20 protein-coding genes and 1 other RNA gene are annotated in these 22,838 nt (G+C 36.6%); 11 read left to right on the top strand and 10 right to left on the bottom strand.

Features of this window, described 5'->3' with window-relative positions; genetic code table 11:
- Positions 1-39: 39 nt before the first annotated feature.
- A complete protein-coding gene (locus E1140_RS10425; protein WP_155182861.1) occupies positions 40-1,437 on the top strand; it encodes a sigma-54-dependent transcriptional regulator in 1,398 nt (465 codons plus the stop codon).
- Positions 1,427-2,776: a sensor histidine kinase gene (locus tag E1140_RS10420; RefSeq protein WP_155182858.1), complete on the top strand. Its 1,350-nt coding sequence runs from the start codon at positions 1,427-1,429 to the stop codon at positions 2,774-2,776. Before E1140_RS10425 ends, E1140_RS10420 begins: the two co-directional genes overlap by 11 nt.
- Here E1140_RS10420 and E1140_RS10415 read toward each other — a convergent pair.
- From E1140_RS10415 to tsaD, 5 genes are all read right to left on the bottom strand, one after another.
- Positions 2,773-3,291 carry an HNH endonuclease gene (locus E1140_RS10415; RefSeq protein WP_155182855.1) on the bottom strand — a complete coding sequence of 173 codons (519 nt, stop codon included), beginning with the start codon at positions 3,289-3,291 and terminating at the stop codon, positions 2,773-2,775. The genes E1140_RS10420 and E1140_RS10415 overlap by 4 nt on opposite strands.
- Positions 3,292-3,389: 98 nt before the next feature.
- Positions 3,390-4,181, bottom strand: a complete 792-nt coding sequence (locus tag E1140_RS10410; protein WP_155182852.1) for a C40 family peptidase — start codon at positions 4,179-4,181, stop codon at positions 3,390-3,392.
- A gap of 3 nt (positions 4,182-4,184) precedes the next feature.
- Positions 4,185-4,655, bottom strand: a complete 471-nt coding sequence (smpB, locus tag E1140_RS10405; protein WP_155182849.1) for an SsrA-binding protein SmpB — start codon at positions 4,653-4,655, stop codon at positions 4,185-4,187.
- Complete coding sequence (locus E1140_RS10400; RefSeq protein WP_155182846.1) at positions 4,652-5,050, bottom strand: thioesterase family protein; 399 nt, start codon at positions 5,048-5,050, stop codon at positions 4,652-4,654. Before E1140_RS10400 ends, smpB begins: the two co-directional genes overlap by 4 nt.
- Before the next feature lies 1 nt (position 5,051).
- Positions 5,052-6,056 carry a tRNA (adenosine(37)-N6)-threonylcarbamoyltransferase complex transferase subunit TsaD gene (gene tsaD, locus E1140_RS10395; protein WP_155182843.1) on the bottom strand — a complete coding sequence of 335 codons (1,005 nt, stop codon included), beginning with the start codon at positions 6,054-6,056 and terminating at the stop codon, positions 5,052-5,054.
- Between the two features lie 11 nt (positions 6,057-6,067).
- Here tsaD and E1140_RS10390 point away from each other — a divergent pair, with 11 nt between their 5' ends.
- The 5 genes from E1140_RS10390 (at position 6,068) to E1140_RS10370 (ending at position 13,553) form a co-directional block, all read left to right on the top strand.
- Complete coding sequence (locus E1140_RS10390; protein WP_155182840.1) at positions 6,068-10,636, top strand: translocation/assembly module TamB domain-containing protein; 4,569 nt, start codon at positions 6,068-6,070, stop codon at positions 10,634-10,636.
- Positions 10,623-11,492, top strand: a complete 870-nt coding sequence (locus E1140_RS10385; RefSeq protein ID WP_155182837.1) for a DUF2279 domain-containing protein — start codon at positions 10,623-10,625, stop codon at positions 11,490-11,492. Before E1140_RS10390 ends, E1140_RS10385 begins: the two co-directional genes overlap by 14 nt.
- A 44-nt stretch (positions 11,493-11,536) precedes the next feature.
- On the top strand, positions 11,537-11,935 hold the full coding sequence (locus E1140_RS10380) for a type III secretion system chaperone family protein (RefSeq protein ID WP_155182834.1): 399 nt from the start codon (positions 11,537-11,539) through the stop codon (positions 11,933-11,935).
- 73 nt (positions 11,936-12,008) lie between these two features.
- An RNA gene (rnpB, locus tag E1140_RS10375) (RNase P RNA component class A) lies at positions 12,009-12,378 on the top strand.
- Positions 12,379-12,392: 14 nt separating this feature from the next.
- A complete protein-coding gene (locus E1140_RS10370) occupies positions 12,393-13,553 on the top strand; it encodes a sigma-54-dependent transcriptional regulator (protein ID WP_155182831.1) in 1,161 nt (386 codons plus the stop codon).
- Positions 13,554-13,573: 20 nt separating this feature from the next.
- Here the strand turns inward: E1140_RS10370 and E1140_RS21945 are convergent, their stop codons facing one another.
- Positions 13,574-13,705, bottom strand: a complete 132-nt coding sequence (locus E1140_RS21945; RefSeq protein ID WP_281350399.1) for a hypothetical protein — start codon at positions 13,703-13,705, stop codon at positions 13,574-13,576.
- 111 nt (positions 13,706-13,816) lie between these two features.
- Positions 13,817-14,800: a LuxE/PaaK family acyltransferase gene (locus E1140_RS10365; RefSeq protein WP_155182828.1), complete on the bottom strand. Its 984-nt coding sequence runs from the start codon at positions 14,798-14,800 to the stop codon at positions 13,817-13,819.
- A 38-nt stretch (positions 14,801-14,838) separates the two neighbouring features.
- On the opposite strand from E1140_RS10365, the gene E1140_RS10360 reads away from it, so the two are divergent.
- Complete coding sequence (locus tag E1140_RS10360; protein ID WP_155182825.1) at positions 14,839-15,570, top strand: hypothetical protein; 732 nt, start codon at positions 14,839-14,841, stop codon at positions 15,568-15,570.
- On the opposite strand, the gene E1140_RS10355 is transcribed toward E1140_RS10360, so the two are convergent.
- A complete protein-coding gene (locus E1140_RS10355; protein WP_246202793.1) occupies positions 15,567-17,969 on the bottom strand; it encodes an alpha-ketoacid dehydrogenase subunit alpha/beta in 2,403 nt (800 codons plus the stop codon). The two genes, E1140_RS10360 and E1140_RS10355, sit on opposite strands and share 4 nt — an antisense overlap.
- Positions 17,970-18,284: 315 nt before the next feature.
- Here E1140_RS10355 and ald point away from each other — a divergent pair, with 315 nt between their 5' ends.
- Positions 18,285-19,400 carry an alanine dehydrogenase gene (ald, locus tag E1140_RS10350; RefSeq protein WP_155182822.1) on the top strand — a complete coding sequence of 372 codons (1,116 nt, stop codon included), beginning with the start codon at positions 18,285-18,287 and terminating at the stop codon, positions 19,398-19,400.
- A 47-nt stretch (positions 19,401-19,447) separates the two neighbouring features.
- Here ald and E1140_RS10345 read toward each other — a convergent pair whose 3' ends face one another.
- Complete coding sequence (locus E1140_RS10345; RefSeq protein ID WP_155182820.1) at positions 19,448-19,891, bottom strand: type I restriction enzyme HsdR N-terminal domain-containing protein; 444 nt, start codon at positions 19,889-19,891, stop codon at positions 19,448-19,450.
- Positions 19,892-19,921: 30 nt separating this feature from the next.
- Between E1140_RS10345 and E1140_RS10340 the strand changes: the two genes are divergently transcribed.
- On the top strand, positions 19,922-20,692 hold the full coding sequence (locus E1140_RS10340; RefSeq protein WP_155182817.1) for an AMP nucleosidase: 771 nt from the start codon (positions 19,922-19,924) through the stop codon (positions 20,690-20,692).
- Positions 20,693-20,695: 3 nt separating this feature from the next.
- The gene (locus E1140_RS10335) at positions 20,696-22,483 is read left to right on the top strand and encodes an SLC13 family permease (RefSeq protein ID WP_155182814.1); all 1,788 of its coding nucleotides are present in this window, start codon (positions 20,696-20,698) and stop codon (positions 22,481-22,483) included.
- Positions 22,484-22,492: 9 nt separating this feature from the next.
- Here E1140_RS10335 and E1140_RS10330 read toward each other — a convergent pair.
- The coding region (locus tag E1140_RS10330; protein WP_185153524.1) for an MFS transporter at positions 22,493-22,838 on the bottom strand (346 nt) is incomplete at its 5' end.

Raw genomic sequence — 22,838 nt, 5'->3', positions numbered from 1 at the left:
TGATAAACAAGAATGTATTCTTGTATTAGATATTAGACAATGACAGAAAATTCCAGCAAATCAGGCCGCATATTAATAGTTGATGACAATGAAGATTTATTGAAAGCTGCCAAAATCTTTCTTAAAAGGCACTTTGCAATTGTTGACCTCGAGAAGAATCCGGAAGCCATCCCTACGCTCATCCAGAATGACGACTACGATGTTATTCTTCTAGACATGAATTTTACTAAGGATGTGAGTAGCGGCAAGGAAGGCTATTACTGGTTGGAAAAGATATTGGATACTGATCCGTCTGCGGTTGTTGTTCTTATTACAGCATATGGCGATGTGCAAATGGCCGTTAAAGCCATAAAAGCCGGTGCCACTGATTTTGTTTTGAAACCTTGGGAAAATGAAAAGCTTCTTGCTACACTTTTCTCAGCAATGCGCCTCAGAGAAACAAAACTAGAGGTTGAAGACCTTAGAAGTAAGCAGAAGCAAATCAATCTGCAGATTAACGACAGGTATGATAATATCATCGGTCAAAGCCCTGCAATTAGAAAAATGTTCGAAACCATAGATAGAGTTGCAGCTACAGACGCTAATGTTCTAATACTTGGAGAGAATGGTACTGGAAAAGAAATGGTAGCGCGGGCTATTCATAATAACTCGTCAAGAAGAGATCAGGTTTTTATCAATGTCGATTTAGGTTCTGTCAGCGAAACATTGTTTGAAAGTGAACTGTTTGGACATAAAAAAGGGGCCTTTACTGACGCTAAAGAAGATCGGGCAGGGCGATTTGAAATTGCTAATGGCGGGACACTATTCCTTGACGAGATAGGAAACTTATCAATGCCATTACAAGCCAAACTCTTAACTATTCTACAGAATAGAAGAGTTAGTAGAGTTGGTTCAAACAAAGAAATAGAAATTGACATCAGGCTGCTTTGCGCTACTAATATGCCATTATATGATATGGTAAAGGAGAACAAGTTTAGGCAAGATTTACTATACAGAATCAACACAATAGAAATTGAGCTTCCTCCTCTTAGAGATAGGTTTGAGGATGTTCCATTGCTAGCTAATCACTTCCTTCATTTCTATAATAAAAAGTACAATAAGCAGGTAAGCAAAATAAGTGAGGCTGCACTGACTAGAATGCAAAAACACAATTGGCCAGGTAATATCAGAGAGCTACAGCATTCTCTGGAAAGAGCTATTATTATGAGCAACTCGCAAGTACTACAACCTGAAGATTTCAATTTTAACAGCAGCCAGTCACAGACACCAATGGATGCTGAAAATGTTATGCTGGATCAGTTTAAGCTGGAAGAGGTGGAGAAAATACTAATAAGAAAAGTGCTTAAGAAGTACAATGGCAATATCACCCAAGCAGCCTCTGAATTGGGTCTAACCAGATCATCACTTTACCGCAGATTGGAAAAATATGGTCTTTAGTGACTTTAGGTTTCGCACAGCCATAAGGGTTGTGTTTATGGGGCTGTCAATGGCCGTTGTAGTCTACACAGGCTTCAACCCTGAAATGATAGTTACGACTGTAATTTTTACCGTAGTGGTCATTCTGCAGTTGACAGAACTTTATCGTTTCATTTCAAAAACCAACCGCAGTCTTACAAGGTTTTTAGAATCTGTAAAATACTCTGATTTTGCTTCCGGCTTCACAGCCGATAATAAACTCGGTAAAAGTTTTAAAGATCTCAATATCGCCTTTAATCAGGTACTCGAAGCGTTCAGAAAGGCCAGATCAGAAAAAGAAGAACATCTTTTATACCTCAATACCATAGTAGAGCATGTAAGCACGGGTTTGATCTCATTTGACATTGATGGAAATGTTGAGCTCATCAATGCTACTGCTAAAAGGTTTATCAAGATGGAAACTCTTCGAAACATTGAAGAGCTCATAGAAACTCAGTCAAGACTATATAAAGTACTGTTTGATTTACCAACAGGTAAGAGTTCACTTTTCAGAATGGAGGGTGACATACAACTTTCCGTAACTGCTACGGAAATAATTTTGAGAGGTAAGAAAGTGAAACTGGTCGCATTACAAAATATTCAACCAGAATTACAGAAGAAAGAACTAGAGGCATGGCAAAACCTCACCAAGGTTCTACGACATGAAATCATGAACTCGATCACTCCTATCGCATCACTTACATCAACCTTAAAGGATGTATTAATAGAAGACCTCAAGCACAGTGAAGGCAAATTTGAACTACCTGAAGAGGCTGTTGATGACTTGCAAGACGGTTTAGATACTATTGCAGGCAGAAGTCAAGGACTTATCAAATTCATAGATGCTTATCGTGACTACACATCAATTCCCCTTCCAGAAATTAAGGGCCTCATGGCAGAGGATTTGTTTGAACACATTTCACAGCTATTGAAAATTGAGATTAGAAAGTCCAAAATTGATTTTAACTATAATATTCATCCTGCTGAAATGATGCTCTATATTGATGAAGAGCTAATAGAGCAAGTTTTAATCAACCTTATGAAAAATGCAATTGAGGCGCTTGAAAATACCGAGAATCCAAAAATTCAACTCAATGCTGAACTGAACGAACTTAACAATCCAAAAATTACGATAACAGACAACGGGCCAGGCATCGTTATGGAAGCTCTGGAGCAGGTTTTCATCCCCTTCTACACCACCAAAAAAACAGGCTCAGGTATTGGATTAAGTCTTTCAAGACAGATTATGCAGTTGCATAATGGTACTTTAACAGTCGATTCAAGATTGGGAGAGTATACAAGGTTTACACTTACATTCTAAACCTTCACTCCTTTTGATTTTACCTTAAGGAAAGGCTTCCATTCTTCACAAGCAAAGCCAGAGAGCTCTCGAAGAAATAAAACATAGGATGGCTTGAATGGGGCTGTTTTAATTTTCATTCCTACTCTTTCAGGGTCACCGTTACCTTTTTTTGCATTGCAGCGCTTACAGGCTGTAACAAGGTTATTCCATGCTGATTTACCACCCTTTGATCTGGGTATAACATGATCTAAAGTCAAATCCTTATTTGTACCACAGTACTGGCAGGTGAAATTATCACGTTTGAAAATATTCTGTCTAGTCAAAGAAACCCCTTTATAAGGCACGTTAACATACCTGTTTAGCCTTATAACAGCCGGCATCGGAAAGGCTTGAGAAACTGAGTGAAGTTTATGTCCGTTAGCAGGTTTTACCAATTCAGACTTATTGAGATAGGTAAGTAAAAATGCTCTCTGTATAGTGCACACAGAGATAGGGCTGTTGTCCTGATTAAGCACTAATACTCTTCTATTCATCCTATTAAGATAGGTTGTAATGCTATTGAATGCAAAAAATGGCTATTTATTTAACATATAGTTAATAACACACATTGCATGAAGATGTTAGAAACCGACTACTGATCTCTCAAAATTCTTTTGAACCCAGTAAGTGTATGAGTCAATTTTGAAGTTTCTGAATGTACTATGCCTTCTGAAGTCAAAGTGTCAACTCTAACTTTGCCAGAAGCATGAATGATTTGACCATTTTCCAACACAATGCCAACATGTACGATCTTACCTTCCTTATTATTAAAGAATGCCAAATCACCAATTTGAATATCCTCAAAGTCAACTTTAGTTCCACCCTTTTCTTGCTGCCATGCATCACGTTGAAGATCATACCCACAAATTCTAAAAACATTCTGAGTAAAACCTGAGCAGTCAATACCAAAAGGAGATCTTCCTCCCCATTGATAAGGTGCATTCAAATACTTAAAGGCTGTTTGCTTAAGAAATTCTGCATCCCTTTTTGAACCAAGGCTCTTCGCTTCGCCATTGAAAGCCAGCTGCTCTTCTACCTTGAATATTTCATTTGTAGCAATAGGCAGTATACTACCTATAACAATTGTAGTATGATGTTTTTTGTAAAGAATAGTAGATGTTATGTCTGTACATATTTTGTAGTCAGCATTGTTAATCTGCTCAAAATACGCCTCAGATATGTCGGTGTGCTGCTTAGCATCTATCCAGCCCTCATAGTTGTCATAGTAAATCTGAACCCGGAACCATTTAGTATCTTCACTAATACCTGTTATGGTATAATGATCACCGAAAAGCATCTGAGTAACAACTTCAGCTTTGTCTGAATGGCTGGCTCTCACCTGTACCACACTTAATCTGCAAATTCCTTTATTGCCAATTTCCATAGACTATATCTTCACTCTATCAAACTCGCGTTTCAGATCTTTATCTTTTATGCTATCACGCTTATCATGAATTTTCTTACCTTTTGCCAAAGCAATTTCCATTTTGGCAAGGCCTCTATCATTGATAAAAAGTCTGGTAGGTATAATAGTAAGGCCTTTTTCGTTCATCTTGCTTTCCAGCTTACCTAGCTCCTGTCTTTTCAATAGCAACTTACGCTCTCTTCCCTCTTCATGGTTATAAAATGAACCTTGAGCATATGGCGAAATATGAATTCCCTTAGAATAAAGTTCTCCCTTTCTAAAATAGCAATAACCATCCTGAAGATTTACTTTACCCTCTCTTATAGACTTGATCTCTGTACCTTTCAAAACCAAACCAGCCAAATAGGTATCAATAAACTCATATTCATACTTTGCTCGTTTGTTTTTGATATTGATATCATTGGAAAATCTGGACTTATCTTTCTTATTCATCGCTGTCCAAATTTAGAGAAAATATGATTGATGGCTTCCTTTTTTAAAACCTTCTGTCCTGTTTTACCCGTTGCTATTAATCTATCTCCAACCTTAGCCTCATAAGTACAAATAATCTCGATTTGCACAATTGACTCTATCTTTGCTATAATCTCAACTGTCTCACCAACAAATGCAGGACCTTTATGATCAATAGTCAGCATAGTACCTATGCCCTCTTCATCAGCTTCTTTCATTTGAAGAACAAACTGTCTTGAAGACCATTCAATCTCTCTAGCCAGAGCAAAAGTTGAGCACACTTCGTGTACTACCTCCCCATTAAATGCCGCCACATCCTGCCTTTCAACAAGTTTTGTAATAGTAATTTGATCTCCAACCTTGAAAATATTTTTCATACTAAAACTTCATTCTAGGCTGCGGAACAGCTCTTAAATCTTCAAAATCTCCTTTTAAGTATTTAAAATGAGCAGCCATAGCTATCATTCCTGCATTATCTGTACAATATTGAAAATCGGGAATGTAAATATTCCACCCTTTAGTTGTGGATAGCCTCGTGAGTTCATCTCTTAACCCTCTATTTGCGGAAACTCCGCCTGCTATTGCAATCTCCTTAATACCTAATTCTTCACTTGCACGTTTCAGTTTTTGCATTAACATTCTGATAAGGCTGAATTGCAAGCTAGCACATATGTCATTTATGTTTTTTTCAATAAACTGATCATCTTTCTTCTTTCTATCTCTCAAGAAATACAAAAAGGCTGTTTTAATACCACTGAATGAGAAATTCAAACCTTGCATTTCTGAGTCCGGAAATGCAAAAGCCTCTGGGTTGCCATCTTGGGCATATTTATCGATTAAAGGTCCGCCAGGATAAGGTAGATCCATAAGTTTGGCTGACTTATCAAAAGCTTCACCAACAGCATCATCCTGCGTTTCACCAATAACTTCCATATCCAGATAATCCTTTACCAATACAATTTGTGTATGTCCCCCACTTACTGTCAAACATAAAAACGGAAATTTCGGCCTGGGTTCTTCTATAAAATGTGCCAGAATATGCGCCTGCATATGGTTAATTCCAATTAAAGGGATATTCAGTCCCTGAGCCAAAGATTTCGCAAAGGAAGAAGCCACTAACAAGGCCCCCAGCAGACCAGGGCCCTGTGTAAAAGCTATGGCATCAAGCTCATTTTTTGATACTCCTGCAGATTTTAAAGCTTCGTCAACCACAGGGACAATATTTTGCTGATGAGCTCTTGATGCTAATTCGGGAACTACTCCTCCATAATTTTCGTGTACAGATTGCGTTGCTATTATATTATTAAGTACTTTGCCTTTTTTAATAATAGCAGCGGAAGTCTCATCGCAAGATGATTCTATGGCGAGTATAGTAGGGTTCATTTAATTCAATTTTGGCGCAAGTTATTAAAAATCGTATTGTTAAGACAATACTTTGGTTCATCGTATCACTCTTCCTTCTACTTGCAATTGCAGCGGGAGCAGTACAGTTTCCCTATATCCAAACAAAATTAGTCAACTATTTATCTGAGAAGTACTCCAAAATGTTGGGGTATGATGTAAGCCTTTCAAATATCTCTATAAAATGGTTTGATAGTGTAGAAATTGGAGGTTTAGAGGTTTATGATATTGAAAGAAACAAAATGATTTTTGCTGAAAAGGTTTGGGTAGATTTTGACCTGTCGGCAATACTTGAACCTGAAAATCATAATGTAGATGATATTGCTTTAACTGGTGCTCATGTCTATCTAACAAAACTATTTGCAGAAGATGACTCTTTACAAACACTTAATATCAATGATTTTATTAAAAGGATAAAAGCTCTAAAAAAGCGAGAGGGTCTTAACTCAAGACAATACATATCCTGCGATAATTTAGAGATTATCAATTCTAAATTTAGTTATAACGATCAGCGTAGAGATTCTATTAAAACTGGGTTTGACTACCATCATTTCGTAGTAGATAGCATAAACGGAAAATTTGATCAGGTATTTACTGTTAAAGACACCTTTGGCATTAATGTTAAAAAACTGACCTGCAACGACCGTATAACTGGTCTGGATATCAAAAATCTTAAATCGCAATTTGCTGTATCGCAAAGTGCCATGTCATTCAAACAGCTTGATTTAAAAGTTGGTCAAAGTAATATTAAAGACTCCATCAGGTTTGAGTACTCAAGCACGCTTGACCTAAGCGATTTTACTAACAAGGTGAAAGTTATTGGTCATCTTGATAATTCAATCATCAACACCAATGACTTAGGACTCTTTGCATCAAGCGCTAAATCGTACCATCAAAACTTCAGAGTTAGTGGCGATCTTAATGGATATGTAAGGTCATTTACTATTAGAAATGCCAATGTAGCCTTTGGCTCCGGCACTGCACTAAAAGGTAAAATTAGAATGACAGGTTTACCAAATTTCCAGGAGACATTTATCGATTTTGATCTGAGCAACTCATATGTTACTATCCATGATATAAAACAGTATGTAAAACCTAAATCATATAGTAGACTAGAACCGTTTGAACATGTCAGTTTCAGCGCCTCCTTTTTAGGATTCCCCACAGATTTTGTGGCTAAAGGTGATTTTTATACAGAATACGGAAGAATAAGTTCAGATATTAACCTCAAACTCGAAGATGATATAAGTAAATCTGTCTATAGCGGAGATTTATCAATGCAAAATTTTGATGTAGGCGGGTACACTCAAAATGATCTAATAGGTGCCGTAACGCTAAATGGCAACATAAAAGGTTCTGGCTTCACCCTAGAGACTGCAGATTTTAAGCTTGATGGTTTAATTGAGAAAATAGGGTTGAAAGGCTACGAATATGAGAATATTCAAACTAATGCTCGATTTACAAAAGAGTTTTTTGAGGGTACGGTTAATGTAGATGATCCTAACCTTCAAATGAATGTTAATGGAGCAATTGATTTGCGCGCTGGCCTCAATTTTTTCAACCTGCAGGCAAAATTGGATACTGCAAATCTTAAAGTACTCAACCTGACTGAAGAAGATTTGTTTGTGAGATCGAACCTAAATGTAAACGCCCGTGGTTTGAAGGTTGATAACATTTTAGGAGGAGCAAGCCTTTTGGATACCTACATAAAATACCGAAACAACTCTATTCAAATTGATTCGCTTTCTATAATATCTGATAAAGATGAAGAGCAACGTATTGTATTTCTGAACTCAAATTTATTCAACGTAAAGACTCAAGGTGAATTTGATTTTACACAGGTATACTCTAAGGTGAAATCGTTAATTAAAGAATATGAATTAAGCTTAAAGAACGATAGTGAGGCTACAGCAGCATATTATACCTCTAAAAGCAAGGAGAAAGAGAGTGATTTCAAAATGGACTATGAGGTGCAGATTAAAGACTTGAACCCATTACTTAACGTATTTGTCCCTGAATTGTCAGTGCCTAGTGCTAGTAGAATAAATGGCAGTATCACTGGTGGTTACACCTCAATATTTGCCCTTGAAACCAATATTGATAGCATTACTTATCAGAATAATCAATTCTTAAATAATGATGTACAAATAAACATTTCCAAAATATCAGATAGCACAAATGTTTTAGCAATGGTTTACCTGGCTTCAGAGCGGCAGCAACTATCAGATATTGGAACAAAAGATCTTCTTTTTGAAGGGATTTGGAATAATAACCATATTGATTTCGAATTTGACATCTTTCAAACTGCCTATGATAATCGAGCATTGCTGTTTGGCGCTATTGATTTCAAAACCGACTCTACAGATATCAGAGTAGAATCTTCTGATCTACAGATTCTTGATAAAAAATGGCAAATACAGAGTGATAACCTTGTTACTATTTCTGGTCAAGAAGTGCTTATAAACAACTTTAGTATTTTTAATCAAAATCAAAAAATAGCGATTGAAGGTGCCATTTCGAAAGACCCAAACAAGAAGATGGTTTTGAATATCGATAGCTTAAACCTTGACAACCTCAATACGGTAATTAACAAAGACATTTCAGGTGTAGTTGATGGTTATGGAGAAGTGAGCAATGTTTACGATAACATCTTGATCGACAATCGATTTACACTAAATGATTTTGAGGTTGATGGCTTTCTTATTGGCAATATAATCGCTTCAAGTAATTGGAATAATGTAACAAAACAATCTGATGTCAATTGTAGCATTAAAAGGTTGGGATATAAAATACTTAATCTCACAGGCACCTACTCACCTTATAAGGAGGACAATCTAAATTTAACAGCTGAACTCAATGGCACTGAAGTGAAAGTTCTTGAACCGTTTCTCGATAGTTACTTTACAAATTTCAAAGGAACTCTAGATGGGCAACTGACCATCACAGGAAAATTATCAGTTCCGCTTATCAATGGCAATGGAATTATTAATGACGCAGGGTTACACGTCAATTACTTAAATACGGATTATAACCTTAACGGTAAATTCTATTTTACTGATAATAAAATTGGGTTTCAAGAGATTGATATTTTTGATAGGGAAGATAACCGAGGTTTGGTAAATGGATATATAAGCCATACCAACTTCAGAAATATGGGTATAGACATTACTGCAGACATCAACAATTTTCAGGTATTAAATACTACAAGTACCGACAATGAGCTATTCTATGGCAATGGCATCGCGACAGGAAATATTCACTTCATTGGCCTGATCAATAACATGAACATTAATGCCAGTGCCCGAACTGAAAAAGGAACCAGAATTTACATACCGATTGGTGATACTGAATCCATTGAAAAAGAAGAGTACATAGACTTTGTAGACCTAAGCGGCAATATTGATCAACAGGTTGAGGAAGTTGTTAACAAAATAGATTTGAGAGGCCTTAAATTAGATTTTGATCTTGATATTACTCCTGATGCCTACTGTGAGATAATTTTTGATATAAAATCAGGTGATATTATAAGGGGCCGAGGAAATGGAGACCTAAAGCTGGAAATTGACACCAAAGGAGAATTTAACATGTTTGGCGATTACTACATCCAACAGGGTGGCTATAATTTTACGCTGTACAACCTCATTAATAAGGAGTTTGAAATTTTGCAAAATAGTAAAATATCCTGGTATGGTGATCCATATCAAGGGGTGTTAGATATCGAAGCTACGTATAATCAACTGGCTTCCTTTGCTCCATTATTAACCAATCTCTCGACTGCTGAAGACGACATTAACGACATTGTCGAAATAAGAAGGAAATATCCGGTCAATGTATTGCTTGAGATTGACGGTGCTCTCCTCTCTCCCACTGTTAATTTTGACATTACCACAATCAACCTCCCTAGAAATATTCAAACACCAACTGGCAATCCAGTTGATTTGGAGTTTGAATTCTTAAAGTTTAAAAATAGTATTGATGAGCAAGAGTTAAAGCGGCAGGTATTTAGTTTAATTGTACTCAGACGATTTTCACCTTTGCAGTCGTTTCAAACTAAAGGATCTATCACAAATAGTGTAAGCGAATTACTTTCTAACCAATTAAGTTACTGGATAACTCAAGTTGATGAGAATCTTGAAATAGATGTTGATTTTGGTAAGCTTGATGAGGAGGCCTTTAATACATTCCAATTGAGACTATCATATACATTTCTGGATGGAAGGCTACGTGTGACAAGAAATGGTGGATTCACTAATCAGGCCAACAAAGCAGATGTGAGTAGTATTGCAGGTGACTGGACAGTTGAGTACTTACTCACTGATGATGGAAAATTTAAGGTTAAAATGTATAACCGAACCAACTACAATCCTATTAACCCCACTGAGGAAAATCAAAACACTATTACCACAGGTTTTAGCGTTATCCACACTCAAAGCTTTGATGAGCTGAGCGATCTCTTCAAAAGAAGTAGGGATAAGTCAAAATCAGAAGAAGAAGAGGAAGATCCAGAAAATACTACTTCTTCAAAAGGCGAAGCAATAATCAAAGAAGATGAACTGGAATAAAATCCTACTTATCTGTTTTCTTCTTTTCAATTTAAACCTGCAGGCACAGGATAGTACTGCAGTAAACAAAAGATTAAAACCTCTGATTATTGGAAGTAGTATAGTTTATACAGGATCTCTCATAGCATTAGACCAACTGTGGTATTCAGATTTCGAACGGGAATCTTTTCATTTCTTCAACGACAATAAAGAATGGTATCAGATAGATAAATTAGGACACTTCTATTCATCATTTCACATATCAAAAGTCAGCTACCATGGTCTAAAATGGGCTGGCTTAGAAGAAAAAAAGTCAATATTCTGGGGCTCAATGGTAAGTGTTATGGTAATGACACCAATAGAAATATTCGATGGTTTTTCTTCTGAGTATGGCGCATCACCTGGAGATATTGTTGCTAATAGTTTAGGAACTGCCCTGTTCTTTGGTCAGCAATCTATTTGGGGAGAGATAAGAATACATCCAAAATACTCTTTCAGCAGAACAGAATATCCGCAATATCGGCCCGATGTTTTAGGAGCAAATTTTAGTGAAGAATTAATAAAAGACTATAATGGTCAACATCAGTGGCTTTCATTTGATCTTTCAAAGTTTAATAATAAGCTGCCAAAATGGCTAAATATTGCGATTGGTTATGGAGGCAAAGGAATGGTCTATGCTAATGAAAAAGATAATGAGGAGAATGGTTTTAACCCAAGAAGGCAATATTTTATAGCTATAGATTTTGACTTTAATGAGTATAAGACCAGATCTAAAATTGTCAATACTGCGCTTTATTTTATCAATATGATAAAATTGCCCGCCCCTACTTTAGAATTAAGTAACAGTAAATTCAAGTTTCATTCATTTTATTATTGACAGCAATTTTCTAACTTACTTATCAAACTAAAACAAAAATCAAGATGGACCTCAACGCATTCATGGAAAATTATGCTAATGAAATAGGCGGAACATACTCCGAATATGACAGCAGAACCTCAATAATTATTGTACCACTGCCTGATGAAAGATTTCAAACGGTCCTTGGTAAACTCAAGCACAGTAGCAGATATGATAGACTGGGCATAGAGTTCACCTCTAAAGTGTGTCCTTTTGAGGGTGATTTAGATTTGAAAATGCTACTTCAGGAGAATGCCAACCTTAATCATGCGAAATTCGCGATACTAGATGATTTCATCCATGTTGAAGCATCTAGCTTTATTGAAAGTGCAACTGAACAGCTTTTGAAAGAAATTATTCAAGAAGTGGCCAATGTTGCAGACGAATATGAGTTTAAGCTTACTGGCGCAGATGTCCATTAATTTTTGACCTAATAACTCTACTATAGTTTACCATTCTAATACCCAATAAATTATTTATTGTGGCTACCTTTGGCGTGCAAGCCGCCTTATCGTCTCGGGCAACCGAGAAGGAAAGTCCGGGCAACACAGAGCATCGTACTTCCTAACAGGAAGGTCTCAACTTAGTTGAGAACAGCTAGTGCAACAGAAAACAAACTACCCTTACGGTTACCGTTAGGGAAAAGGTGAAAAGGTGGGGTAAGAGCCCACCGTCTTCATTGGTGACAATGAAGTGCATGGTAAACCTTACGAGTTGAAAGACCAAATAAGCTGATGTTTGAGAGCTGCTCGCTCGAATCAGTGGGTAGGTTGATTGATCCTGATGGTGACGTCAGGACTAGATAAATGATAAGGCTTCTGACTTGTCAGAAGAACAGAACCCGGCTTATAGGCTTGCTTTTTTTACTTAAATATTGATATGGCAAAGATTTTAATTATTGATGATGAGCAGAGTATAAGAAACACTCTGAAAGAAATACTTGAGTACGAAAAATATACTGTAGAAGAGGCTAAAGATGGTGAAGAAGGCCTTAAAATGCTTCAAAGAGAAAAATTTGATGTCGCTCTGTGTGATGTGAAAATGCCAAAAATGGATGGTATTGAAGTGTTGACCAAGGCGGCTGAAAGCGGTATTGACACCGAATTTGTAATGATAAGTGCTCATGGCACCATAGAAACAGCTGTAGAAGCTACAAAAAAAGGTGCCTATGACTTTATTCAAAAGCCACCGGATTTAAATAGGCTATTAGTTACTTTAAGGAATGCCTTAGACAAATCTACTTTGGTAAAGGAAACTAAAGTGCTAAAAAAGAAAGTTTCTAAAGGCTCCCAAATAGTTGGGGAATCTGAGAATATCATGGCCATTAAAGAGACCATTGAAAAGGTTGCTCCTACTGATGCAAGAGTATTGATTACTGGTGAAAATGGAACTGGAAAGGAATTAGTCGCCAGGCAAATTCACGAACAAAGTAATAGATCTAAAGGGCCAATGGTAGAAGTAAATTGTGCGGCAATTCCTTCTGAGCTAATTGAAAGTGAACTTTTCGGTCATGAAAAGGGATCTTTTACTTCAGCTATTAAACAAAGAATAGGAAAGTTTGAACAAGCCAATGATGGAACACTTTTTCTTGATGAAATTGGTGATATGAGCTTATCTGCTCAGGCCAAGGTTTTAAGAGCTTTACAAGAAAATAAAATCACAAGAGTTGGTGGAGATAAAGAGATCTCAGTAAATGTGAGAGTTGTTGCCGCAACTAATAAAAATCTGAAAGAAGAGATAGCCAATAACAATTTTAGAGAAGATCTCTATCATAGACTGAGCGTCATATTAGTAAAGGTTCCGCCACTTAGAGACAGAGCAAGTGATATAGAACTATTGGTGCCAAAATTCTTGGAAGATATAGCGAATGAATATGGGTCTAAAATTAAAAGCATAACACCTAAAGCACTAGAACTGCTTAAGAAGAACCCATGGACAGGTAATATTCGCGAGCTACGAAATGTAGTGGAAAGATTAGTAATTATGGGAGGTGACGAAATATCCGAGTCTGATGTGGCCCGGAACACTGATATCCAATAAGTAAAAAAGGAGAAGGAGAGTTATATTCTCTCTTTCTCTACAACTACCTCTTTTTTCTTAACGTCTTTCTTAGAATATGTTGGACATGTATATTGAGTGCATGCCGACAACCCAAAAAGAACTAAAAGAAACATCGCAAGTCTTAATTTCATCACGTAGTGGTTTTGATTAAAGCCAAAGTATTTCATAAAAGTATTAAAGAATAGGTAAAAATCAAATTAATTAAAATAATTAAAGATATTACGTAGGTATAATTTGGCAGATTAAATCATCAAGTTGCATCCTCGACTTTCAGAGTTGTCAAATCTGCCTAAAACTTCAAAACCATCGCCCACCCTTCTACCTATATCTTGTGTCTCAATAAACGCACAAGTATTGTAATTACCCAGGTCTATCACATTAATACCACCTTGCCTGTCATTCTTAGCAAAGTCAAAAGGATCATTCAAATCTCTCAGTAATATTCTCAATTTATTATCAGTAAAGAATACGCCTCCCTCTTTTGCATAGGCTTGTGACATTAACTCAGTCATTCCGTACTCAGAATGAATAAACCTTACATTGAAAGCCTTCTTAAGTTGATCATGTAGCTCATCACGAATCATCTCCTTTCTACGGCCTTTCATACCTCCTGTCTCCATTATTATAGCCTCGGACAGATCTAGTTCATGCTTTCCTGCCAAATCTAACAGAGCAAACGAAACACCTATTAAAAAGATCCTTTTATCGGTCTTTTTAGCCTTCTCAACATTTTTAATCAAAGCTTCTATATCATCCAGGTAGAATGATGAATATTCAGATTTGCTTTCCTTTATCAGCTCATCAACCATGTAAACCAGCGAGGAGTTATTCCTTTCAAGATAAGAAGGAAGCAAGGCCATAAAATGAAATTGAGTTGGAGACCCATAGAATTTATTAAAAATGGAAAGAGAGTGGTTTCTATAAAACTCTAATTTTTTAACATGGTGTTTAGATGCCATTGCACCTGTAGTGCCGCTACTGGCAAACGAAACTTCAGGGATCCACTCTCCACACATGACTTTATGGCTTTTAAACATTTGAATGGGCAAAAAGGGAATCTGAGATATTTTTTTTATCTGATTAGTGTTTATACCAAGTTCTTGAATAAATCGTTTATAAACCGAGTTAGCATTAGATTGGTATTGAAAAAGCTCAAGAGCCAACGCATCAAAGTCATGCTGATCAATACGGAATAATTTTTGCTCAAAACTTTTAATAAAATTCAATCGTTTAGTTTATTTAAAGTGATTTGTATCTTTAGTTTATGAAAGTAAGATTTTCAATTATAATTCTTTTTCTGGCTCTAACATCTTGTTTTGATGCACCTGAATTTGATACTACTCCAAAAATAGAGTATAGCAGTGTCAAATTTAAAGATGTAGGTACTAATAGCGATGCCGATAGTCTTATAATATTTCTAAACTTCGAGGATGGCGATGGAGATCTTGGACTGGGCACAGAAGAACTAAACCCTCCATTTAATCAAAAAATATACTTCAGTAATAAGACCGGTCAGGCCATTGACCTTTTTAATAGTTTTCCTCTAGAAGATCTAATGGTGCTTTCTAATAGAAGCTCTATTGATACATTACCAGCATTCTCAGGAGCTCCAAAATGTTTTAATTGGGATACTAACCCAGAACTATTCCTTAATAATGGAGACCGATTAAAAGACACAGTGTACTTTCAGTTCAATCCAAGACATTATAATATTTTTGTTGATTTTTTTGTTGAAGATGGAGGTTCGTTCAGAAAATTTGATTGGAGATTGGAAATAGACTGTAGTACTAATTTTGATGGCAGATTTCCGATACTAAATGATGGTGGAAAAGAAAAAGGCTTAGAGGGCACTCTTAAGTATGGGATGGTATCTTTAGGTTTCAAAAGTATCTTTCAGGATAACCTAATGAAACTGAAAGTTACTATACTGGATAGAAATGGAAACTATAGTAATACTATAGAAACCCCACCGTTCAGGCTGTCAGAAATAGATTAGTAAATATCAGGATACTGCTCAGGATTGGCTTCTGACATTAGAGCATATACCTTGTCAAAAATTTCTTCGGGATTAGGTTTAGAGAAATAATCCCCATCTGACGCATATGCCGGCCTGTGCTCCTTACCAGTAATGGTGATCGGTTTTGAATCCAAATATTGATATGCGTCTTGCTCTTCTAGCACCTTCTGCATCATAAATGCAGAAGCCCCACCAGGAACATCTTCATCCGCAAAAATGACGCGATTTGTTTTCTTAACAGACTTTAGAATATCATGATTTAAATCAAAAGGAAGTAGAGTTTGAACATCAATGACTTCGCAAGAAATTCCCATTTCATTTAGCTGATCCGCAGCATCCATTACTACACGACACATTGACCCGTAAGTAACAATCGTTACATCCTCCCCATCTCTAATAGTTTCAACCTTACCCAATGGAACGGTAAATTCAGAAATATTATCAGGTGTTTTCTCCTTCAACCTATACCCATTAAGGCATTCTATAATGATAGCAGCATCGTCAGACTTTAGCATGGTATTATAAAAACCGGCAGCCTGAGTCATATTGCGGGGAACTAATACGTAAATTCCTCTAATGCTGTTTAGAATCATACCCATAGGCGACCCTGAATGCCATACACCTTCTAATCTATGACCTCTTGTTCTTATAATTAATGGTGCTTTTTGTCCTCCCTTTGTTCTATATTGAAGTGTGGCAAGATCATCAGATAAGATTTGGATAGCATAAAGCAGATAATCTAAATATTGAATTTCAGCGATTGGTCTTAATCCCCTAAGAGCAGCTCCAATTCCCTGACCTATAATTGTACACTCACGAATTCCAGTATCAGTAACACGAGATTCACCATATTTATCTTGCAGTCCAGCAAAGGCTTGATTTACATCACCAATTTTACCAACATCTTCACCAAAAGCTAAGACCCTTGGATCTCTTTGGAGGGCTGCATCAAAGCAGGCCTGCAAAACCTCACGACCATCAACCATTTGTGATTGTTCAGAATACGCAGCCGGAATTTCATCAACTTCTAATGCCGACTCTGAAGACTGACTGTATAGATATGAATTGAAACGGTCATAATTCTTGTTCTCAGCTCTTTTAAGCCAAGTTATCATGGCTGACCTTGATTCCCCTGTTTTATGTTTAAGCAACCTTAAACCTTTCTTGATTGCTCTATAGCTATCAAGTCTAATTGGGTTTACAGTTTTATCTAAGGTATCTCTTATTTCTCCTAACCCCTTAATTTCCCTAAACTCATTGATGGCATTATCCAGACACTGCAGTGCTGCACTGTGTTCCTCTTCAATACTATTGTTAAATGCCTGCCAGGCTGCATCCTTTGCCACTTTGGCCTCCTTTTTGGCCAAAGACGCAAGCTCATCAAGCTCATCACCTTCTGCAATGCCTTCTCCAATAATCCATGCTCTGAACATCTTTATACAATCATGCTCTGCTTCCCACTGGAGACGATCTGGAGACTTATAGCGCTCATGAGACCCGGAAGTTGAATGACCTTGTGGTTGCGTCATTTGCTGAACATGAACCATCGTTGGAATATGATTCTTCCTTGACATTTCAGAAGCCTGCTGGTATGTCTCAATTAATGCTTTGTAATCCCAACCATTTACTCTGTAAATCTCAAAACCAGCATTATCTTCATCTCTTCTAAAGCCCTCAAGAACTGCTGATATATTGCCTTTTGTGGTATGATATTCTTTAGGCACCGAGATTCCATATTCATCATCCCAGATAGAAATTAGCATCGGAACCTGAAGTACACCAGCTGCGTTAACAGCTTCATAAAACATTCCTTCCGATGTTGAGGCATTACCTATTGTTCCGAAAGCAACTTCATTTCCATTAATACTAAATTGCTTCAACTCTTTTAACCCTGAATTCTCTCGGTATAACTTTGATGCATATGCTAACCCGAGCAAACGAGGCATCTGACCTGCTGTTGGAGAAATATCAGCACTACTATGCTTTTCTTCCGTTAAATTCTTCCAGTTTCCTTCATCATCCAGTAGTCTGGTACTAAAATGACCATTCATCAATCTGCCAGCTGAAGATGGGTCAGCTTCAACATCAGTATGCGCATATAGCTGAGCAAAATACTCCTGAAGGGTAAGCTGATTTATCGCAAACATGAATGTTTGATCTCTGTAATACCCGGATCTAAAATCTCCATTTTTGAATGATTTGGCCATTGCTATTTGAGCCAATTCTTTACCATCACCAAATATTCCAAACTTGGCTTTACCCATAAAAACCTCTTTCCTACCTAGCAAACTCGCTTCTCTGCTCAAACAGGCAAGCTTAAAATCAGCAAGGATTTCAGTTGTCTTCTTTGTTTTTCTGGGAGCCTTAGTAGTGTTCAAATCTATTTGGTTTTAAGGTTTTACGGGTATGACTTATTAAGTCTAAGGATATACAAAAATAACCAAATGGGAGCATGAATCAAATTCGGTTATCCCAAGCCTGGCTGATAAGAAATGCTTTTTTATTGCTAATGCCTTATTTTATACTGATATTTAGTGAATAACGTTACAAATAATTTAAAAATTAAAAATTTATAGAATTTTATTCTGTTTAGTATTTTTTTTTCGCCTCATACATTATAAAATTTCGTTGTACGACATAACAATAACAACTACTTATTATATTTGTGAACTATCAATTAAACAGTTTCACTCATGATTATAGGTGTACCTAAAGAAATTAAGAATAATGAAAACAGAGTTGCTTTAACTCCTGCAGGAGCTCAGGAGTTGGTAAAGAGAGGACATGAAGTTTATGTTCAGGCCACGGCTGGAGAAGGCAGTGGTTTTATTGATGAAGAATATGTTTCAGCTGGCGCTAAGATACTTCCTTCAATTGAGGAGACATATGCAATTGCTGAAATGATAATGAAGGTGAAAGAGCCGATTGAACCTGAATACAAACTAATCAAAGAAGACCAACTGGTATTTACTTATTTTCACTTTGCCTCATACGAGCCTTTAACTAAGGCTATGATTGAAAGTAAATCTGTATGCCTTGCTTATGAAACTGTTGAGAAGAGCGACAGAAGCTTGCCTTTACTTGTTCCTATGTCTGAGGTAGCTGGAAGAATGTCGATTCAGGAAGGTGCAAAATACCTAGAAAAACCTCTTAAAGGTCGTGGTATTTTATTAGGTGGCGTACCCGGGGTTCGCCCAGCCAAAGTATTAATACTAGGTGGTGGGGTTGTTGGAACCAATGCCGCTAAGATGGCAGCAGGAATGGGTGCTGACGTTACCATTATGGATCTAAGTCTTCCTAGATTGAGATATCTGGATGATATCATGCCTGCAAATGTTAATACATTCATGTCAAACGAATATAATATTAGAGAACTAATTGCTACTCATGACCTTATTGTGGGAGCAGTACTAATACCTGGTGCAAAAGCACCAAACCTGATTACCCGTGACATGCTGAAAGATATGCGACCTGGCACCGTATTGGTTGATGTTGCTGTCGATCAAGGTGGATGCATTGAAACTTGTAAGCCGACTACTCACGAAGACCCAACATACATTATTGATGATGTTGTTCATTACTGTGTAGCTAATATGCCAGGTGCGGTACCTTATACCTCCACCCTTGCACTTACTAACGCAACTTTACCATACGCTATTCAATTAGCAAATAATGGATGGGAGAAGGCTTGTTCAGATAGCAATGAATTAAAACTTGGATTAAATGTAATTAAAGGCGATGTAGTTTATAAAGCAGTTGCAGAAGCTTTTGATTTGCCATTTGTTGAAGTTGATAAGTATTTGAACTAAGAATTCTGAGGACTTCTAAAAAGGCCACTTATTTAATAAGTGGCCTTTTATTTTTTGTATTCAGGTATATTATCTAAATATGAATACTTACCATCCTCATCTTGAACACAGCAGAAATGATTAATACCATTGGTGATAAGTAAGTATTTAGATTGAAAATTGGTATTGTAAACTGCCAGTTGATCAAAGGCAGACTGACTTAGCTTTACCTTAAAAGATTTACATTCAACTAACATTTCACAAGTGCCTGATGAGTTATAAATTAAGATATCAGTTCTTTTTTCAAGCTTGTTATAATTCAGCCCTGACTCAACTTTAATTAAAGATTTAGGATACTTTAACTCATTGATTAAGTAATGAACAACATGTTGTCTTACCCACTCTTCTGGTAATAGCTTGATATATTTTTTTCTAATAATGTCAAAAATCTCAATTTTACCTTCATTTTTTCTGATATTACATTTGATTTCAGGAAGATTGAGATGTTGCATACTCAAATAAAAGAAAAAGTGTGATTGTATATGAAAACTAAAAAGGAAATAATTGATAATTGGTTACCAAGATATACTGGAACCCCATTAGAAGAATTTGGAAAGTACATACTACTAACCAATTTCTATAATTATGTAGAAAAGTTTTCAGAAAAGTTTAATTGTGAAATCAGAGGTACTGGCAAAGCCATGCAAACAGCTACTGCTAATGACATCACAATTATAAATTTTGGGATGGGCAGTGCAATGGCAGCTACCGTAATGGACTTAATTTCAGCCATCGAACCCAAAGCAGCATTATTTCTTGGAAAGTGTGGTGGTATAAAAAAGAAAACAAAGCTTGGAGATTTGATTTTACCAATAGCGGCTATTCGTGGAGAAGGAACCAGCGATGAATACTTACCAATAGAAATTCCTGCATTACCTTCATTTAGTTTGCAAAGAGCAGTAAGCTCCATGATCAAAAAACATGCTTTAGATTATTGGACTGGGACAGTCTACACTACAAACAGAAGAGTTTGGGAGCATGATAAAGCATTCAAGAAGAAACTTAGAAAGATGCGTGCAATGTGTGTTGATATGGAAACTGCCACAATTTTTTCAGTTGGTTTCGTAAATGAAATACCACGTGGTGCTTTGTTGCTGGTTTCAGATAATCCTATGATTCCTGACGGAGTCAAAACATCAGAATCTGATGCAAAGGTCACGGCTCATTATGTTGAGGAACATCTTTTAATAGGCATAGATGCACTGATGGAGCTCATCAATTCAGGTGATTCAGTTAAACACCTCAGATATTAATTAATGAATCTTATTCCAATAGAATATCAACCCATTGTAGTAATGGGTGTAATAGGACTTCTTTTTGTCTTTTTATATAAAGAGATATTCAAGCCAACTGTTACATTCTTAGTAGCAATTCTAATTCTGTTATTGACAGGAATATTATCTCCCAGAGATATTTTAGAAGGCTTCTCAAATCAATCATTGGCAAGCATTGTACTTCTAATATTGATTACAGCCGGAATAAGATCGAACTTTAACATACATGGATTCTTAGATTACATTTTTGGCAGGGTGAAAACCTATAAATCCTTTTTAGCTTCAATGATGGCAAAGGTTGCCATACTTTCCTCATTTGTTAACAATACCCCTGTAGTAGTATTAATGACTCCTTATGTCTTCGAATGGGGGAAAAAGCAAAAAATATCACCTTCTAAGTTATTAATTCCTTTGAGTTACTCCACAATTGTTGGAGGCATGATTACAGTAATAGGTACTTCAACTACACTCGTTTTAAATGGTTTTTTAATTAAAAGTGATCTTTCCCCTATAGACCCAATTGATTTATTGATTATCGGCTCCTGCGTTACTATTTCTGGTATTTCCTTCTTAATAGTGTCAAGTTCAAAACTGTTGCCTGATAAAAAGGATTTAATTGAAACATTTGAAAATCAAAAGAGAGAATACCTTATTGAAAAGAGATTGAGCAAAGACTCCCCTTTGGTTGGACAAAGAGTTAAGGAAGGAGGATTGAGAAACCTGACCGGTGTTTATCTAGTTGAGATAGTTCGAGGTCAGCAAATTATCTCGCCAGTAAATCCAAATGAAATTGTAGAAGAAAATGATATTCTCATTTTTGCTGGAAACACTGAGAAGATAGTTGATTTGACACTTTCAAACTTAGGTATAGAGCTGCCCTCCAAATTAGCGCCTACTGGGGAAGGCAGTATTCAGGTTGTTGAAGGAGTTATCAGTGCCAATAGTTCACTTATTGGCAAAACAATTAAAGAGTCTAACTTCAGAGAGCGTTATGATGCAGCAGTAGTGGCCATCCATCGTAATGGTGAAAAGCTAAGTGGCAAGATAGGCTGGATAAAAATTAAGGCAGGTGATGTGCTACTCATGTATGTGGGTAACAACTTTCAAAAACGTGTTGATATCTATAAAGATTTATACATAATTTCAGGAGAACAGCAAGAAATTCGACCGAGTAAAAACAATAAGACAAAGTTAATCATGCTTCTTGGTGTTGTCTTTGCACTTTTGGTCACTCAGTACTTTGGTCTTTTTCTATCACTTCTGATCATCTTTAGTATTATGGTGTTTATGAAGCTGATTACGGTTCAAAATGTAAAGCGTGACTTAGATATTAATCTGGTGGTAATACTGGTACTTTCTCTTGCCCTTGGTCAGGCCATGATCAAAACCGGAAGTGGAGCCCTCATTGCCCATCAGATAGTTAATTTGCTACAGCCTCATGGTAATATTGCACTGCTAATTGGAATTACAATTATAACCACAATACTAACTTCATTCATAACCAATGTAGGCGCTATTGCCATTGCATTTCCATTAACGTTGGCCACTGTACAAGATCTCAATCTTGAAGGGGCACCATTTTATCTAGCAATTGCTTTTGCAGCATCAGCAGCATTTATGACCCCAATTGGATATCAAACTAACCTAATTGTATACGGGCCAGGTGGATATACATTTAAAGACTTTCTTAAGGTAGGCTTACCAATGACCATCGTTTATTTAACCGTAGCACTTACTACCATCATTATATTATACCCAGAGGTCTTTTAATATTATAGATTACGCTTTCTTCGGCTCTAATTTTGCTGATTTTGGAAGTTTCAGCAACACCAAGAAACCCATCCCTACTGCAAAGAATAGCATTAGAGCCAAGGTACTGTTTCTCATGCTATTGGTTATCTGATCAATTATACCATAACAGAAGGTACCTACAACTATTGAGAGATTATATGTAACATCATAGAAGCTAAAATAAGAGGCATTATCAATTGTATTCTCAGGTATTAATTTTGCAAAGGTAGATCTGGAAAGTGACTGAATTCCTCCCATTACAAGACCCACGACAAAAGCGAGAACAAAAAACTCATTTTCAGAATAGACAAAATAGGCCCCTAGGCAGACGAAA

The organism is Fulvivirga lutimaris (assembly GCF_009711525.1).
GTDB classification, from domain to species: Bacteria; Bacteroidota; Bacteroidia; order Cytophagales; family Cyclobacteriaceae; genus Fulvivirga; species Fulvivirga lutimaris.
This window is presented reverse-complemented; position numbering and strand designations above follow the sequence as displayed.